The organism is Salinibacterium sp. NYA9b (assembly GCF_976973725.1).
Genome location: NZ_OZ333476.1, coordinates 2,791,058 through 2,809,910, shown reverse-complemented (window position 1 = coordinate 2,809,910; position 18,853 = coordinate 2,791,058). Strand labels below are relative to the sequence as shown.

Sequence of the window (18,853 nt, the reverse complement as noted above, 5' to 3'; positions counted from 1 at the left end):
CGGCTTCGGCTGGTTAGGCTGTCCAAAACTTCGACCAACGGTTTATGGTTGGAGGAGATGCGCTCACCCGAAGGGCTATTCGTTGACGATGCGATGACCCGCAAAGTCAGGGATTTTGACTCGGGGGAGAGAAATAGTGCGGCACAACAGCATCAACGTGGAGCGCACGCAGCGTAGTGCTCGAAGCACGTTCATGCGTGGCGTCGCATCCGTCGTCGCCTTCGGTCTTCTCGTGGCCGGACTGACTGTCATGCCGTCATCGCCCGCCGAAGCTGCCGTCGTGCAGTGGGGAACCAACGCCGGTACGTCGCCGAGCTACCAAACCACCGTCAACGGTGACTTCCTCATGGCCGGTAACGGCGTTCTCGCCTGTAACCGACCGCTCTACTCGGCGGCGCAAATTGGTACCTGTATCGACCTGCACTCGGCATCGGGTGGAAACGGCAATACGGCCAACGACAACTTCTACCTCGAAAACTCGAACACGGTAGCCGGCTTCACCACCAACTCGAGCTCGGCAAATATCACCATCCCCGCGGGCGCCGGCGTCAAGAAAGCTTTCCTGAGCTGGAGCGCCAACACCGGTGCCTACACGGGGATCACGGAAAATGCGTGTGCGAGCCCGAACGCGACGCGCGGCACCGCTCTTATGCCTGCCGGTTCGGCAACCGGTTACCGCACTGCGCCCGCCAAGCTCAAGGTGGGCACTGGCGCCGTCACTACCGTGGCGCCGACGACACTGCTCGAAGACCCGGTCGGCACGCCCTCGTCGATTTATTACAGCGCAAGCGCTGACGTCACCACAGCTTTCGCTGGAGCGGTCACGGGAACCCCGCTCACGGTATCCGCTGGTGACCTGTGGGCACCGCAGGGTGCTGGTTGCTACGCCGGCTGGACTCTGACGGTCGTTTACGACTACGGCATTTACATTCCGAGCCAACCGCTGTCGCAGCCGCACCGCATCATCTTCTACGAAGGTCACGTTCGCATGACCGCCGCAGAGGCGCCGCTGACGGTTGCCTTCAACGGTTTCAGCGCGATTGCCACCGGAACTCGCGCTGGATTCTCGCTCTACGAGGGTGACCGCATCATCCAGGGCGACATCGCTGAGTATTCGCGCGGCAACGGCGGCTACACCCAGATAGCGAACAGCGCGGGCAACAACAACAACATCGGAATCGGTCGAGGAGAGGGCTCTGTTCGCTACACGGCACCCACCGATATCGGCCCCTTCACTAACCAGAGTGTGGATGTCGCGACCGTCAACCTAGCCAACGTGCAGTCGGGCGACACCTCCGTCAACCTCCGCATGAGCACGAGCGGGGACTCGTACCTGCTGCAAAACGCGATCCTGTCCGTGCCCAGCGCCGGAATCAATATCTCCAAGAGCTATGACGGAACGCTCGACCAGCAATCGCGCACGGCAACAGAACCGGCAACCTTCACGATCACCGTAACCAACTCGGGCGTCGGGGTTCTGCAGAACATTGTCGTCGCAGACGACCAAACCAACTGTGCCCGCACGTTGACCGGCGTGACGCTTGCCCCGCTTGAGTCGTATACCTACACGTGTGTCGCGAATGGTCCAACGACCGCCAGCTATGACTCGACTGCCTCAGTGACGGCGAGCACTGTGGTGGGAAACAGTCCGGCGACAGGGAGCGACTCCACTCGCGTGCTGCTTTCCTCTCTCTCGCTCGCCAAGACGAGCGCGCTCGCCGGTGGAGCAACCGGTCGCGCCGGCGACACCCTCAACTACACCTTCACCATTAAGAACAACGGCGACTCGCCCCTTACCGGAGTGGCGGTCACTGACCCGCTGCCCGGACTTTCCGCCATCACCTACTCCTGGCCGACAGGAACCGCTGGCGCCCTCGCCGCTGGTGCCTCCGCGACGGGAACGGCAACGTACACGCTGACGCAGGCAGATGTCGATGCCGGTTCGATCGCGAACACGGCGAGCGCCACCGGCACGGATGCCGACGGCGGTATCAAGCCCGTCGCGACGGCCAACCGCACCACGCCGATCCCGGTGAATGCTGTTCTCGAGACTAAGAAGACTGCAGCGTATGCCGGTGCTGGCGTCGGCAATGTTGGCGATACCGTCAACTACTCGTTCTCTGTGAAGAACACCGGTAACGTCACGCTCACTTCGGTGACGCTGACTGACCCGCTCACCGGCCTCTCGGCGATCGCCGTCACATGGCCGGGCACCGCGGGTCGCCTCGCACCGGGCCAGACCGCCACGGGAACCGCGACCTATACGGTCAAGCAGGCGGATGTGAACGCCGGCAAGATCGTGAACCAGGCGAGCTCCACCGCACGAACTCCCAAAAATGTTGCCGTCACGGGCGTCAGTAATGAAGTGACGCTGGCCACGGCGCCTGCCTCTCCCGCGCTCACCACGACAAAGTCGGGAACAGTAGCCAACCCCAAGGGTGTCGGCAGTGTCGTTACCTACAACTTCAGCGCGAAGAACACCGGAAACGTCACCCTCACCGGCGTCGCGATCACTGACCCGCTCGCCGGGCTTTCTGCTCTGACCTACTCCTGGCCGGGCACCGCCGGCACCTTGGCTCCTGGCGAGACCGTCACCGCCACGGCGACTTACACCGTCAAACAGTCGGATGTCGATGCTGGCCTCGTGCGCAACACAGCCTCCAGCTCGGGAACATCACCCGGCGGCACGACCGTCACTGCGGCATCCCCTCGAGTGGATGTTGCGCTTCAGACTCGCACCCCCGCCGTTTCGCTGACAAAGTCGGGCGCGCTCGCGGGCGGTTCAACTGCTGGCAGCACCGTGAACTACTCCTTCGTTCTGACGAACTCGGGCAACGTGACGCTGACCAATGCGGGCATCACTGACCCGCTCTCGGGCCTCTCTTCGATCACGTACGGCACGTGGCCGGGCACCGCAGGCACTCTCGCGCCCGGTCAGTCCGTCACAGCAACCGCGACCTACACCGTGAAGCAATCGGATGTCGATGCCGGTGCGGTCGTGAACAGTGCGACGGCGAAGGCCACACCTCCGACCGGTGCTGACGTGACGCGGACGACTCCCGCGACGGTTCCGATCACGGCTGACGCCAAGATGGTTGTCACCAAGTCGGGCGCGTACACGACAGGATCCGGCGCTGTCGGCTCGGTTGTGACCTACACCTTCAGCGTGAAGAACGACGGAAACGTCACCCTCAGCCAGGTGGCTTTGGCCGACCCGCTCTCGGGACTCAGCCCCATCGCGGTGACCTGGCCCGGAGCATCCGGAGTATTGGCTCCCGGTCAGACGGCTACGGGAACCGCGACGTACACGGTGAAGCAATCCGACGTGGATGCGGGTTCGGTTAAGAACACGGCAACGGCTACGGCGAAGACTCCCACCGGCGGCACGGTGACACAGGCCTCCACGCAGTCCGTAGTGCCCACGGTCGCACCGACTCGACTCATCACGACGACGAAGTCGGCAACGATTGCCGGCGGCGCAACGGGCAAGGTCGGCGACGTCATCAGCTACGCGTTCAGCGCGAAGAACGACGGTAACGTCACACTCTCCGGTGTCACGATCGCTGACCCGCACGCTGGCCTCTCGGCGCTGACCTACACGTGGCCCGGCGCCACTGGCGTGCTCGCACCCGGCCAGACCGTCACCGCGGTCGCGACTTACACCATCAAGCAATCCGATGTGGACGCCGGCTCGGTCAAGAACATTGCCACCGGTAGTGGAACTCACGCCGGCACTACCGTGAGCAACCCCTCGTCTGAAATCACCGTTCCGACCGTCACGGCGAACCCCGTTGTCACGACGCTCAAGTCGGGTGCGCTCGCCGCCGGTTCGACCGGCCGCGCTGGCGACACCGTGAACTTCTCGATCAAGCTCACCAACTCGGGCAACGTCACCCTGACCTCGGTCTCGGCCACCGACACGCTCCCCGGTCTCTCGGCGCTCACTTACGGCACGTGGCCCTCGGGCACCGCCGGAACGCTCGCGCCCGGACAGTCGGTTACGGCCACCGCTACCTACACGCTCAAGCAGTCAGACGTGGATGCCGGATCGGTATCGAACACCGCCACCGGTTCCGGCACCCCGCCCACCGGCGCCGCCGTCACCAGCGTCAGCCCCGCTACGGTTCCGATCACTGCCGGCCCCGCGCTCAGCGTCTCGAAGTCGGGCGCGATCACGACCGGAAACGGTTCCGTGGGCGATACCGTCACCTTCTCCTTCGTTGTGCGCAACACCGGTAACGTCACCGCCACTGGCGTTGGCATCTCCGACAGCCTCGTCGACCTCTCCGCCGTGACCTTCGGCACCTGGCCGAGCGGCACAGCAGGCACGCTTGCTCCCAACACTCAGGTGACCGCTACGGCCACCTATCTGATCAAGCAGGCTGACGTTAACGCTGGCTCTGTGAAGAACACGGCCACGGCATCCGGAAGCACGCCGTCGGGCGGAACCGTGACGGCAACGTCCCCGCAGGCTGTCGTGCCAACCGTCGCATCATCACCGGCAATCGACACTCAAAAGTCGGCAAGTATTGCCGGCACGGGTGCTGTCGGCGATGTCATCACGTACACGTTCACCGCGAAGAACATCGGTAACGTCACGCTCACGGGCGTCTCGATCGCGGACCCACTGACCGGGCTTTCGGCTCTGACCTATGGCACCTGGCCCGGCGGAGTTTCCGGAACGCTTGCGCCCAACGCGCAGGTCACGGCCACGGCGACCTACACAATCGCTCAGTCGGATGTCGACGCGGGTTCTGTCAAGAACACGGCGACCTCGCAGGGCTCGTTCGGGGCGACGACGGTCACTGACCCGTCACCTCAGATCACGACGCCCACGATCGCCTCGGTTCGCACCATATCGCTGACCAAGAACGCGGTCCTCGCGGCGGGCGCAACCGGCGTCGCTGGCGATGCCGTCAACTACAGCTTCGTCGTGCGCAACACCGGTAACGTCACGCTCACGGGCGTCGGCATCACCGATCCGTTGCCCGACCTTTCGGCCGTCACGTTCGGCACTTGGCCGAGCGGAACAGCCGGTCGTCTCCTGCCGCAAACACAGGTCACGGCTACTGCCACCTACATTTTGAAACAGTCGGATATTGACGCCGGCTCAGTCGCGAACACTGCGACGACCCGCGGCACCCCTCCCACCGGTGCCGTCGTGTCGGCGACCGCTCCCGCTACCGTTGTCGTCGCCTCGAATGGTGCCCTTGCGGTAACGAAGACGGGTGCGGTCACCTCAGGCACCGGCGGTGTCGGCAGCACGATGACCTTCTCGTTCTCGATCACGAACCCCGGAAACGTCACGATGACGGGTGTCGCGATTGTGGATTCCCTCGTGGGCCTTTCCGCGCCGGTATACACCTGGCCGACCGCGACGGCCGGACGACTTGCTCCGGGCCAGACGGCGACCGCGACCGCGACGTATACGGTGAAGCAGGCCGATGTAAACGCGGGCTCGGTAGCGAACACGGCAACAGTGTCGGGCAAGACTCCGACGAATGCAACGGTCACTTCTGCACCGTCGACCGCGAACGTGCCCACGATCACGGGTGCCCCTGAGCTCACCACCACAAAGTCGGCGAACGTCACTTCGGGAGCCAAAGTCGGCGACTCGATCACCTACTCCATCGCGATCTCGAACACGGGTAACCAGACCATCACCGGCGTCGCTCTGACGGACTCGCTCGTCGGTCTCTCCACTCCTGTTGTCACGTGGCCGGGTGTGGCGGGAACCCTGGCTCCAGGCCAGACGGCTACAGCCCTCGCAAGCTACACCGTGAAGCAGTCGGATGTTGATGCTGGCTCGATCGCCAACACGGCGTCAGCAGCGGGAACGGCTCCGGGCGCGACTCCCGTCAGCGATGACTCCAACCCCGTGGTGACGACCACCGTTACTCCGGCACCGACTCTCTCGCTCGTGAAGTCCGGCACGCTGCCGGCTGGTTCCACATCCGTTGCGGGCGAAGTAGTGACCTACAGCTTCGTCATCCGCAACACCGGCAACGTCACGATCACGGGTGCCGCGGTCAGCGACCCACTCTCTGGTCTTTCGTCGATCACGTATGGCACCTGGCCGTCGGGCACCACCGGAACGTTAGCGCCGAACACTCAAGTGACGGCCACCGCTACCTACACGGTGAAGCAGACGGATGTTGACGCGGGTTCGATCGCGAACACCGCGACCGCAACGGGAACGGGCGTCATCGGCGGTGCTGCTGCTCCGAAGACCAGCAGCGCTACGGTTCCGCTCGCCTCGACTGCCAAGCTCACCGTCTCTAAGACGGGTGCGGTTGCTGCTGGTGCGAACAAGCTCGGCGACACCGTCACTTTCTCGTTCGTCGTCAAGAACACCGGAAACGTCACGCTCTCGAGCGTCGGCATCACCGACACTCTTGCGGACCTCTCGGCTGTCACCTTCGGCACCTGGCCGGGCGGCACGACCGGAGTTCTCGCTCCCAACGCGCAGGTCACCGCTACCGCGACATACACAATCAAGCAGTCTGACGTGAACGCTGGCTCCGTCAAGAACACGGCTACGGCATCCGGAACGCCGCCATCGGGCCCCGTTGCTACGGCATCCTCGACCCAGGCTGTCGTGCCGACTGTTGCCGCTTCGCCTGCGCTCGTCACGACCAAGAGCGCTGTTGTCGGCGGCACGGGAACCGGCGCGATCGGCGACACCGTCACCTACACCTTCACAGCGCGCAACTCCGGTAACGTCACGCTCACCGGCGTCACGCTGACCGACCCGTTGAGCGGGCTCTCCACCCCCACCTACGCGTGGTCGGGTGGCGTTAGCGGCCAGCTCAACCCGAACGGAACCGTCACCGGAACCGCCACCTACACAATCACGCAGGCGGATGTTGACGCCGGCTCGGTCAAGAACATTGCGACCGCAACGGGCACGCCTCCCACGGGCGCTGCCGTGACTGCTCCGTCGCCGCAGCTCGTCACACCGACGATCGCCTCTGCACCGAAGATCGGTGTGACCAAGTCGGGCGCTCTCGCGCCGGGCGCGCAGGGCGTTGCTGGTGACGTTGTCACGTGGAGCCTCTCGCTCACAAACTCGGGCAATGTGACGCTCACCTCGGTAGCGGTCACTGACTCGCTTCCCGGCGTCTCCGCCGTGACCTATGGCACGTGGCCCTCGACGGCAGGAACCTTGGCTCCGGGCCAGAGCGTGTCAGCCACGGCAACGTACGTTCTCACGCAGGCCGACATCGACGCCGGCGCTGTCTCGAACACCGCTAATGGTTCGGGTACTCCGCCGCGCGGTTCACCCGCGACGGCCACTGCTCCCTCAACCCTTCCGCTCGCATCGAACTCCAGCATCACGCTCGATAAGACCGCAGCCATTGTGTCTCCCGGCACGGGCGTGGTGGGTGACACCATCCGCTACACGTTCACCGCCGAGAACACGGGTAACGTCACCCTGACCAACGTGATCATCGCCGACCCGCGTCCCGGACTCAGCGCACTCACCTACGGCACCTGGACCAGTGGCACTGTTGGCCGCCTCGCTCCGGGTCAGACGATTACGGCAACGGCTGACTATGTCATCCGTCAGGCCGACCAGAACGCCGGCGTTGTGAACAACACGGCGTCCGTTTCGGGCAAGCCTCCCGCAGGCGCGAACGCCACGGCGTCGTCTGCTGCGGTAGCTACTCCGACCGCAACGCGCGTTCCCGGTATCCTCACCACCAAGACCTCGAGCGTGGCCGGAACCGGCGCCGTTGGCGATGTCATTACGTACACGATCACCGTGCGCAATACGGGAAACACGACCCTCACGTCGGTATCGGCGAGCGACCCACTCTCGGGACTCAGCACGCTCACCTACGGTGCGTGGCCCGGGGGAGTAACCGGAACGCTCCAGCCCAACACCCAGGTTGTTGCCACCGCGAAGTACACGATCAAGCAGTCCGATGTAAATGCGGGCTCGGTCACCAATACCGCAACAGGTCAAGGCACGTCGCCCTCCGCCGGAGTCATCACCGACCCCTCGGATGAAGTCGTTACGCCGACGGTTGCGGCGAACCCCGTGGCGACCTTCGCGAAGTCTGGCGCGCTCGCCCCCGGTTCCGTTGGTGTTGCCGGCGACGTCATCACCTACACCTTCACCACGAAGAACACCGGAAACGTCACACTCACGGGTGTCTCCGTCGCCGACCCGCTGGCTGATCTCGGCGCCATTTCGTACACGTGGCCAGGTGCCACAGGTGTGCTCACCCCGGGTCAAACCGTCACCGCTACCGCCAACTACACGGTGAAGCAGTCCGATGTGGATGCTGGCTCTGTCAGTAACGCCGCGACGGCCACCGTCACTCCGCCTTCCGGCACGCCCTTCAGCGAGACGGACTCAGAGACGGTCTCGATCACGCCTGCTCCCGGAATCTCGGTCAGCAAGGTTGCCTCCGTCGGTGGAACCGGTGCAGAAAACGACGTCATCACCTACACGATGACGATTCGCAACACGGGTAACCAGACACTCACCGTCGTGACGCTCATCGACAACCTGCCTGGTTTGAGCGCTCCGACCTTCGTCTGGCCGGGAGCGGACAATGAGCTTGCGCCAGGCCAGACAGCCACGGCGACCGCAACGTACACGATCGATCAAGACGACCTCAACGCCGGCGAGGTAACCAACACCGCCAACGTGACCGCGCAAACTCCGGGCGGCGGCCCCGAGGTGGCGGCAAGCTCTGGCGCCGTCGTTGTCGCGACCGGTGCCCAGCGTCCCGAGCTCACGACAACGAAGACCGCCAGTGTCGTGCCGAGCCCGGCCGCTGAAGGCACCACGATCACGTACTCGTTCCTGGTGGAGAACACGGGAAACGTGACCATCGAGAACCTCGTTCTCAACGACCCGCTCCTGGGTGCAGCAACACCGACGTTGTCCGCGACATCACTCGACCCGGGTGAATCCGCCACAGCAACGGCGAACTACACGATCACTCAGGCCGATGTCGACGCCGGTTCGGTGACGAACACGGCGAAGGCTGCCGGTGCCACCACAGCAGATCCCGCCGTGCCGGTTGAAAGTCCGGTCTCTTCGGTGACGACTCCGACCGCGCCCGCTGCCCCCGGCATCTCGGTCGCTAAGTCGGGAACCGCCGCTCAAGACGCCGGCGACCTGATCGACTGGAGCTTCACTGTTACCAACACCGGAAACGTCACCCTCAGTGGCGTGACCCTCAACGATGCTCTCGCCGGCGTGACGCCCGTCTTCGGAACCTTCCCCAGCGGCATCTCTGGTCAGCTGAACCCCGGCGATAGCGTCTTGGCCACCGCTGACGACTACGTCGTGACGCAGGCGGATGTCGACGCGGGCTCCGTCGTGAACACCGTGACCGCATCCGGTACTCCGTCGCGTGGTGCCGTCGCCAATTCGACCACCGCCGCGACCGTGCCGCTGGCGCCGGACGCTGGCATCACGATCGTCAAGTCAGAAGACGCCACTCCGGCCGCCCGTGGTCTCGGTAATCCGGTGAACTTCACGTTCACCGTGACCAACACGGGTAACGTCACGCTGAGTTCGATCAGCATCATCGACGAACTCGACGGTGTCTCGGCGATCTCGTATGACTGGACAGGCAACCCCTCCCAGACTCTCGCTCCCAATGCTGTGCTTACCGCGACCGCGACGTACGCCCTCACGCAGGAAGACATCGACCGCGGCTTCGTCGATAACGACTCAAGCGTTCTCGCTTCGACTCCTGCTGGAGCGATCCTCGATGAGGATTCCACCACCGTTACGGTCACTACTGAAGCGTCCGCCCCGGTTCTCGTGACGACCAAGAATGCCGTGCTCAACGGCACGGGTGTCGTTGGCGACACGATCAGCTACACGATCACGATGCTGAACGACGGAAACGTCACCGTGACGGATGCCGCAATCACCGACTCTCTCGCAGGGCTGAGCGCTCTCGTCTACGGCGAGTGGCTTTCTGGTGTGGACGGCGAGTTGGCTCCCGGCGAGTCCGTCTCGGCCACGGCGAACTACACCATCACTCAGGCGGATGTCGACGCTGGCTCGGTCAGCAACGTCGCGACCGGCGATGCCGAGTCCGCCCGCGATGGCGCCGCGGTTACTGATGATTCCCCTGCTGCGGTCACGTCTCTCGTTGCTCAGGCCCCCGCCATTTCGGCGACAAAGAGTGGCGCACTTGAGTCGGGTGCTGAGGGCGAAGCTAACGACACTGTCGAGTTCTCGTTCACCATCACGAACGACGGAAACGTCACGCTGACCGGCGTGACGTTGGCTGACCCGCTCGCTGATCTTTCGACCATCACGTACACGTGGCCTACGGCGACCGATGGTGTGCTGGCTCCTGGCGCCACGGCAACCGCTGTCGCGACCTACGAACTCAAGCAGAGCGATGTGGACTCCGGTTCAGTAGTCAACCTCGCGACGCCGTCAGGTATCGACCCCGGTGCCGTCACGGTTGATGGCTCCGAAGTAGCGGCAACCGTTGTCGTCGAGCCCGATGCGAGCCTCAGCGCGAGCAAGTCGGGCGAGCTCCGCGCTGGCGGAATCGGTCAAGTCGGCGACATCGTCGACTACGTACTGATCGCGACGAACACGGGAAACGTGACACTCCACGACGGAGAACTGCTCGACCCGCTGCCCGGAATCACGCCTCCGGTCATCACGTGGCCGAACCCGGCAGAACCTGGCGTGCTCAAGGTTGGCGAGTCCGTCACGGGAACCGCGTCGTACGCGCTCACTCAAGACGACGTTGACCGCGGATTCCGGGACAACACGGCGCGCGTTCAAGCCCTCACGCCGAATAACGTCCTTGTTCCCGCGATCACGAACACCGTCATCATTCCGACCGTTCGCCCCGCTCCTCTCCTTACCGTTGACAAGTCAGCGGTCGTTGCTGACGCTGGCGAACTCGGCGATGAGATCGCCTACTCCTTCACGATCACCAACGACGGAAACATCACCGTGGCTGGCATCACCTTGGCCGATCCTCTGCCAGGCCTCACCGATCTCACCGTCAACTGGCCTGCCGCCAACACCACGCAGTCACTCGCACCCGGTGAAAGCGTCGGAGCAACCGCAACCTACGAAATCACTCAGGGCGACGTCAACAACGGTGACGTCACCAACACGGCAACCGCGAGTGGAACCGACGCGCAGGGCACAGCGGTCACCGGTGACTCTCCTGAGGTCGTTACCGAGATCGTCGCCGCCGCTCCCTCGCTCAGCGCGACCAAGAGCGCGGCCCTTGCTGCGGGAGCAACGGGAGTCGCGGGCGACACTGTTGAATACAGCTTCACCGTCACCAACAACGGAAACGTCTCCCTGACATCCGTCAACCTCATCGATCAGCTGCCGGGACTCACTGGTGTGACGTTCGGCACGTGGCCGACGGCGACTGACGGCCTGCTCAATCCAGGCGACGATGTCTCCGCAACCGCAACGTACACACTGCTGCAGAGCGATATCGATGCTGGTTCTCTCGCGAACAGCGTCAACGCGATGGGCGTTCCGCCGACCGGATCTGCTGTGACACAGCCAGCCTCCGCAACGCTTCCGCTCACCCCAGCCCCCGACTTCACGATCGTGAAGACCGGAGACCTCGGCGCGCAGCTTGGCGAAGTCGGCGACGTTGTTGACTACTCCTTCAGTATTACCAACTCGGGCAACGTGACGCTCTCGGGTGTTGTGCTCATCGACTCCATGCCTGGTGTCAGCGCTCCGGTCATCGTGTGGCCAGGGGCTGAACGAGTTCTTGCTCCCGGTGAAACAGCCACAGCCACTGCCGAATATACGATCACTCAAGACGATGTCGACGCGGGTTCTGTAACCAACATCGCTGAAGCCTTGGGCGCGACCCCCGACGGTAGCGAGTACTTCGAATTCTCCGATCCTGCGGTGAACCCCACCATTGAGCGCACGGCATCCGTCACGATCGACAAGGTCGGTACAACTCCGGATGGCGCGGCTCTTGGCGACCTCGTTCACTACAGCTTCACCGTGGAGAACACCGGAAACACGACCCTCACCGATGTTGCGATTGACGACCCGCTCGTCGGACTGTCGACCATCGTCTATTCCTGGCCCGGTGCCGACGGCGAGCTCGCCCCTTCTGAGACAGCCACGGCGACCGCAACGTATGCGATCACGCAGGCTGACATCGACCGCGGCTACGTGCGCAACTCGGCGGATGTCGACGCAACGTCACCGCTGGGTGCCGTTGATGATTCAGTCGGCCCCATCGATGTGCCGACCGTCATTGCTGCTGCAGCGATTGAGACCACCAAGAACGGTGCGCTCGAGGCTGGTTCAACCGGCTTCGCTGGCGACATCATCGACTACTCGTTTACCGTGCGAAACAGTGGAAACGTCACGCTCACGGGCGTCACGCTGACTGACCCACTCACGGGTCTCAGCGCGCTGACCTACACGTGGCCGACCGCGACGGATGGCACACTCGCGCCCGGCCAGAGTGCAACCGCGGTTGCCACTTACGAGCTCACGCAGGCTGATGTTGATGCGGGCAAGGTTGACAACACGGTGACGGCCGAGGGAACAACTCCTGCGGCAGGCACCGTCGACGACACTGCCGATGAGACAGTGGCGATCACGCCAGCACCCGTGCTCACGCCCTTCAAGTCGGGAACGATTCTGAATGGTGGCGTTGGTGCTGTGGGTGACACCGTGCAGTACACGCTCACCGTGACCAACGACGGAAACGTCACCCTCTATGAGGGCCAGTTGCTCGACCCGTTGCCCGGACTCTCGGTTCCGGTTATCACGTGGCCAGATAGCGAAAAGCCTGGTGAGATTCCGGTTGGCGAATCTGTCATCGGTATTGCGACGTATGTAATCACGCAGGCAGACGTCGACCTCGGCTATATCCCCAACACGGCAGACATGTCGGCGAAGACCCCGCAGGGTGTCGTCATTGTCGAAGCCTCGAACGAAGTTATTGTGCCGATGGTGTTGCCGGCTCCGAACATCACGGTCACGAAGTCTGGTGCGCCTCAGGGCTCGGCTGACCTCGGCGACACAATCGACTACTCGTTCGAGATTCTCAACTCGGGTAACGTCACCCTCGATTCCGTCACACTGACGGACCCACTGCCGAGCCTCTCGGCGATCACGATCACGTGGCCAACTCCGACAAGCCCTGGCGTGCTCGCTCCCGGTGAGATCGCTACCGCCACGGCGGACTTCGAGATCACTCAGGATGACGTGGATGCTGGCGCTGTTCTGAACATCGCGACCGCTGATGGCGTTGACCCCAACGGCACCGACGTCACCGATGACTCTGAAGCGAACACTGTTCCGACAGAGACGATTCGCGCCGAGGTGGAACTCACCAAGAGCGGCGTTCTCGCTGACCCGGCTCGCGCCGACGAGGGCGACACCGTTAACTGGTCGTTCGAGCTCAGCAACACCGGCAACGTCACGCTCACCGGTGTGGAGATCGTCGATTCCCTTGCGGGGATCTCGGCTCTGACCTACACGTGGCCCGGCGCCGACGGCACGCTCAAGGTGGGCGAATCGGTCACCGCAACGGCGACATCCGCGCTCACCCAGGAGCAGATCAACGCCGGAACTGTGGCCAACGACGCTGTCGGTTCGGGCACGCCTCCACGCGGCGATGCCGTGAGCGACCCCGCGACGGCAGCGGTTGTGCTCGCCTCGCAGGCTGGCATGGACGTAACGAAGGTCGGAACCGTGGATGGCGTCGGCAATGCTGGCGACACGATCGATTACGACTTCGGCATCACAAACTCCGGAAACGTCACCCTCACGCTCGTCGACCTTGTTGACGCTCTTGCTGGTGTCAGTAACCCGGTCTTCACTTGGCCAGGAACCACCGGCGAGTTGCAACCAGGTGAGACGGTTACGGCCATTGCTGATTACACGATCACTCAGGATGACGTCGACCGCGGCTCTGTCTCCAACGTGGCGACCGCCAGCGGAAAGCCGCCCATCGGTGACACGATCACGGTGAGCACGACGGTCACCGAAACGACCGTCGCTCCGGCCGCTGCTTCGCTGCTGCTGAGCAAGTCATCGAGCACGGGTGCCAGCGCCGGTGTCAACGACATCATCACCTACACGTTCGAGGTGGAGAACACCGGAAACGTCACGGTCGACGCGATTGTTATCACCGACCCGCTTCCCGGCCTCAGCACCCCCGTGGTGAACTGGCCGGGCGACAACGGCGTTCTTGCGCCGGGGGAGATCGCCACAGCGACCGCAACCTATGCGATCACCCAAGCTGATGTGGATGCCGGCTCAGTAGATAACACTGCTGTCGCCAACGGCACCTCACCGACCGATGCTGCGGTGCCGAGCAACACGGCTCTCGAGTCGACGCCGACGGATGCTGCTGCCCCCGACATCCTCGTCACCAAGAGCGGTGCCCTCGCTCCCGGTTCGACCGGCTTCGAGGGTGACCTCGTGGAGTACGAGTTCTCGCTGACAAACAACGGAAACCAGACCCTCACGGCGGTCTCGCTGGCTGACCCGCTGCCAAACATTTCGGCTCTGGACTACTCGTGGCCGACCGCGACGGCAGGAACACTCGCGCCGGGCGCTGTCGTCACCGCGACGGCAACGTACGAGCTGACTCAGGCTGATATCGACTCGGGCTCCGTCGCGAACGTGGTGACCGGTAGCGCGACACCGCCGTCTGGCGTCGCCTTCACCGAGGATGCTCCGGCTGCAGTAACGATCGCGGCCAATGGCGAGCTTGACGCTAAGAAGTGGGGTGAATTGCGTGCTGGTGGAATCGGACAGGTCGGCGACTGGGTTGACTACCGTCTCGAAGCGATAAACATCGGCAACGTAACGCTCCACGATGGCGAACTGCGCGACCCTCTTCCGGGTCTTAGCGTTCCGACCATTACGTGGCCGAACCCGGCTCAGCCCGGTGTTATCTTGCCCGGTGAAAGCGTGATCGGTGAGGCTTCAGTTCAGCTCACGCAGGCTGACATCGACCGTGGTTACATCTCCAACATCGCGGATGTGGGAGCTACTGACCCGAACGACATCGATGTTCCGGCAACCACCAACGAGGTCATCATCACTACGGTTCAGCCGCAGCCGAGTATGACGGTTGTGAAGTCGGGCGAGATCGCTGTGACGGGCGAGAACGGCGTGGGCGACACCGTTGACTTCGAGTTCGAGGTTCGCAACACCGGTAATGTCACGATCGGTTCGATCGTGGTCACTGATCCGCTTCCCGGAATGACCACGCCCACCGTGCAGTGGCCGACCGCGTTAGAAACTCTTGCCCCGAACGCGACGGTGACCGCAACGGCCAGCTACGACATCCGTCAGTCGGATGTTGACCGCGGCTACGTCGAAAACACGGCGAGTGCTACGGCCGTTCCGGCGCGCGGCGACCCCATCGCTGCGGTATCGAACACGACCCAGGTGCCTACCGTGGCTCCGAGCGTGGTGGTTTCGGTGACCAACGTTGGTGCTTTAACCGATCCAGGCCCGGCTGAGGCTGGCGACACTGTCACGTGGAACTACAGCTTCACGAGCACGAGCAACGTGACGCTCTCGGGCGTTGAGCTGAGCGACTTTATTGGCTCGCTGCCCGCCGGCGATTACACTTGGCCCGGCGTCGTGGGCGTTCTCGCTCCCGGCGACACGGTCACGGCAGTTCGCGTGCAAACGCTGACTCAGGCCGATATCGACTCGGGTGCTGTGTCGAGCGTTGTCACCGGTGAGGGAACTCCTCCGGTGGGCGCTGCGGCAAGCGCCACTGCTCCGGCGACCGTCACTCTCGCGGCTGATGGCCTGCTGCAGGTGACGAAGTCGAGCGAGCTGGCTGTTGCGGGCGAGAACGGTCCTGGCGACACGATCGATTACACGATTGTGGTTACCAACATCGGAAACGTCACGCTGCGCACGGTGACCATCACCGACAGCATCGACAACGTTTCGATCAACTCGATCGTCTGGCCCGCCAACAGCGGCGTGCTGGCTCCGGGTGAGTCGGCGACGGCGAGCGCCACGTACGTTCTCGAACAGGATGACGTTGACCGTGGCTACGTCGACAACACGGCATCCGTCCGTGGCGTCACGCCGGGCGGCGACCCTGTCACGGCGACCTCGAACGTTGACCGGGAACTGACTGCAGTTTCTGACCCCAGCATCACAGCCGAGAAGTCGGGCGTAATGACCTCGGGTTCGGGTGAAGTCGGTTCTGAAATCACGTACAGCTTCATCGTGAAGAACACCGGAAACGTGACCCTGCGCCTCGTAGGAGTTCTCGACCCACTGATCGATGTTGTTCCCTCCGACCTCACCTTCCCGTCGGCCACCGGTATTCTCGGCCCGAACGAGCAGGCTGTTGGCTCCGTCGTGTACACCGTCACGCAGGCAGATGTCGACAGCGGCACCGTGGAGAACACGGCGACCGCGATCGGCACCGCGCCTGACGGCAGCGAAGTTCAGGGCGTCTCGAACACTGTATTCAACCCGACCGAGGATGCTGAACCTTCCATCGTCACTTCCCACACCGCGGCTCTCGCTGCGGGAGCAACGGGTGTGCTCGGCGACGGCATGGACTACACGTTCACCATCACGAATGACGGAAACGTCACGCTCGATGGCGTGACGCTCTCGAACACGATCCCGGGCCTCACCGGCTTCGTCTACACCTGGCCAGACCCGGCCGCTCCTGGCGTTCTCGCACCGGGCGAAAGTGTCACCGTCACGGCGACCCGTCTTGTTGATCAGGCGGATGTCGACGCTGGTGAAGTACGCAACGTCGCGACCGGCGAGGGTAACTCTCCTGCCGCAACCGCCGTTGATGCTGATTCTGCGGTCACCGTGGTGCCGCTCATCGAGGCGCTGTCGAGCATCGACATTGCCAAGGCTGGCGAACCGCGCGACACGGTGAACCCCGTCGTCGTTGGTTCGTGGATCGACTACACCTTCACCGTCGAGAACACGGGCGAAACCACACTGAGTGGTGTCACTGTTGCTGACCCGAAGGTCGGAACGACTGCGGTCGTGTACGGCACGTGGCCGGCAGCAGCCGGCGTATTGGCTCCGGGGGAGTCGGTTACGGCAACCGCGAGCTACCAGGTCACGCAGGCTGAGTTCGATGCCGGTTCGGCATCCAACACCGCCAACGTGACATCGACGAACCCGGCGGGCGACACCGTGATCGACACCTCCAACACTGTTGTGGTGCCGACCGCTGCTGGCGACCCCGACATCCAAATCACGAAGACTCAGGTGCTGGCCGCTGGCGCGACCGGCAACGCGGGAGACGTCGTGGAGTACAGCTTCGAGGTCACCAACACCGGTGATGTCACGCTGAACGGTGTCACGATCGCCGACGACCAGATCGATCTCAGCACGCTGACGATCACCTGGCCGGGTACTCCGGGCGTTCTCGCTCCGGGCCAGTCGGCCACGGCAACCGCAACGTACGTGCTCACTCAGGATGACGTGGACGCTGGCTCGATCAGCTCCGACGCCTCCACGGCGGGAACGCCGGTCGTGGGTGCTGTGGTGACGGATACGGCCACCGGCTCAACGCCGATTGTCGAAGACCCGTCGATGACCATCACGAAGACAAGCTCGTTCGCGACCTTCGCTCAACAGGGTGCAACCGTGAACTACGTCATCCAGGTCGTCAACACCGGTAACGTCACGCTGACCGCAGTGGTGATCAGTGATCCCAAGCCGGGCGTCTCCGCGCTCACCTACAACTGGCCGGGTACTCCGGGCGAGTTGGCTCCGGGGGAGTCGGTTACTGCAACGGCAACCTATGTGATCACTCAGGATGACGTGGATGTCGAACAGACCACGAACGTGGCCACGGTCGACGCGAACGCGCCCTCGGGTGCCATCGCGCCGGAAGAAGCAACCGACGTTCTCGCGATCCCGAACGTGCCGAACATCGCACTGACGATTTCGGGTGTGCTCGGTGCAGGCCAGCAGGGCTACCCCGGCGATGTTGTGACGTTCACCTACGTGGCGACGAACACGGGAACGCTGCCGCTGACGAATGTCACGATCGCCGACCCGCGGTCGGGACTGTCAGCCATGCGCTATGGCACCTGGCCGGGAGCGATTGGTTCGCTCGCACCGGGCGAATCGATCACCGCAACGGCAACCTACGTCATCCGTGAAAGCGATGCCGGAACGACGCTGTACGAAACGGCAACGGTCACGAGCACCGAGATCAACTCGGGAGACCCCGTGGTCGCAACCGCACAGACAAGTTTGCAGCTACCTACCAAGGCACTCTCTTACACTGGGTCAGACCCCCGAGGAACCCTCGCAACCGGGTTGGGCACACTGCTCGCCGGCCTCGCTCTGATCCTGCTCGCCCGCAGAAGACAACGACAGGAAAATTCATGAAACTCCGCACACGACTGACCGCTACCGCTGTTCCTTTTGCGATTCTCGCGCTCACGCTGGCGGGATGCACCAACGGCACTGAGGAACAGCCTGACGCCACCGAAAGCTCGGCAGCGGCAGAGCAGACCCCCGGGGTAACTGACATTACGGATGCTCCTGGCACCGGCGAGAACCTTGAAGGTGCTCTTGCTGATTCCACCGTTGAACAGTGCGAGCGCGATGGCGACGACTGGGTCGTGAACGGGTCTGTCACGAACTCCACCGATGCCAGCGCCACGTACCGCATCTACGTCTCGCTCCTCAATGGAGCCAATGACACCCGCGCTCTCACTCAGGTGGATGTCGAGGCAACCGAGCCCGGTGCGACCACCGACTGGGAGACTGTCATTCCTGTCGCCGAAGACGAGCTCACCTGCGTGCTGCGCGTCGAGCGCTACGAAGGCTAGTCGCGAACGGTCGCCCCGCACAGGGATGCCGTCACGAGGCGGT

2 protein-coding genes are annotated in these 18,853 nt (G+C 63.4%); both read left to right on the top strand.

The features are described from left to right. Positions 1-136 precede the first annotated feature (136 nt). Positions 137-18,364, top strand: a complete 18,228-nt coding sequence (locus ACWFSR_RS13475) for a DUF7507 domain-containing protein (protein ID WP_447522633.1) — start codon at positions 137-139, stop codon at positions 18,362-18,364. Beyond that, the gene (locus ACWFSR_RS13470) at positions 18,361-18,810 is read left to right on the top strand and encodes a hypothetical protein (protein ID WP_197109295.1); all 450 of its coding nucleotides are present in this window, start codon (positions 18,361-18,363) and stop codon (positions 18,808-18,810) included. The genes ACWFSR_RS13475 and ACWFSR_RS13470 overlap by 4 nt, the downstream gene beginning before the upstream one ends. The last annotated feature ends 43 nt before the right edge of the window (positions 18,811-18,853 follow it).

Bases quoted from the DNA above. Each gene is read 5' to 3' on its own strand.
- ACWFSR_RS13470 (WP_197109295.1), top strand. From the start codon at position 18,361: ATGAAACTCCGCACACGACTGACCGCTACCGCTGTTCCTTTTGCGATT.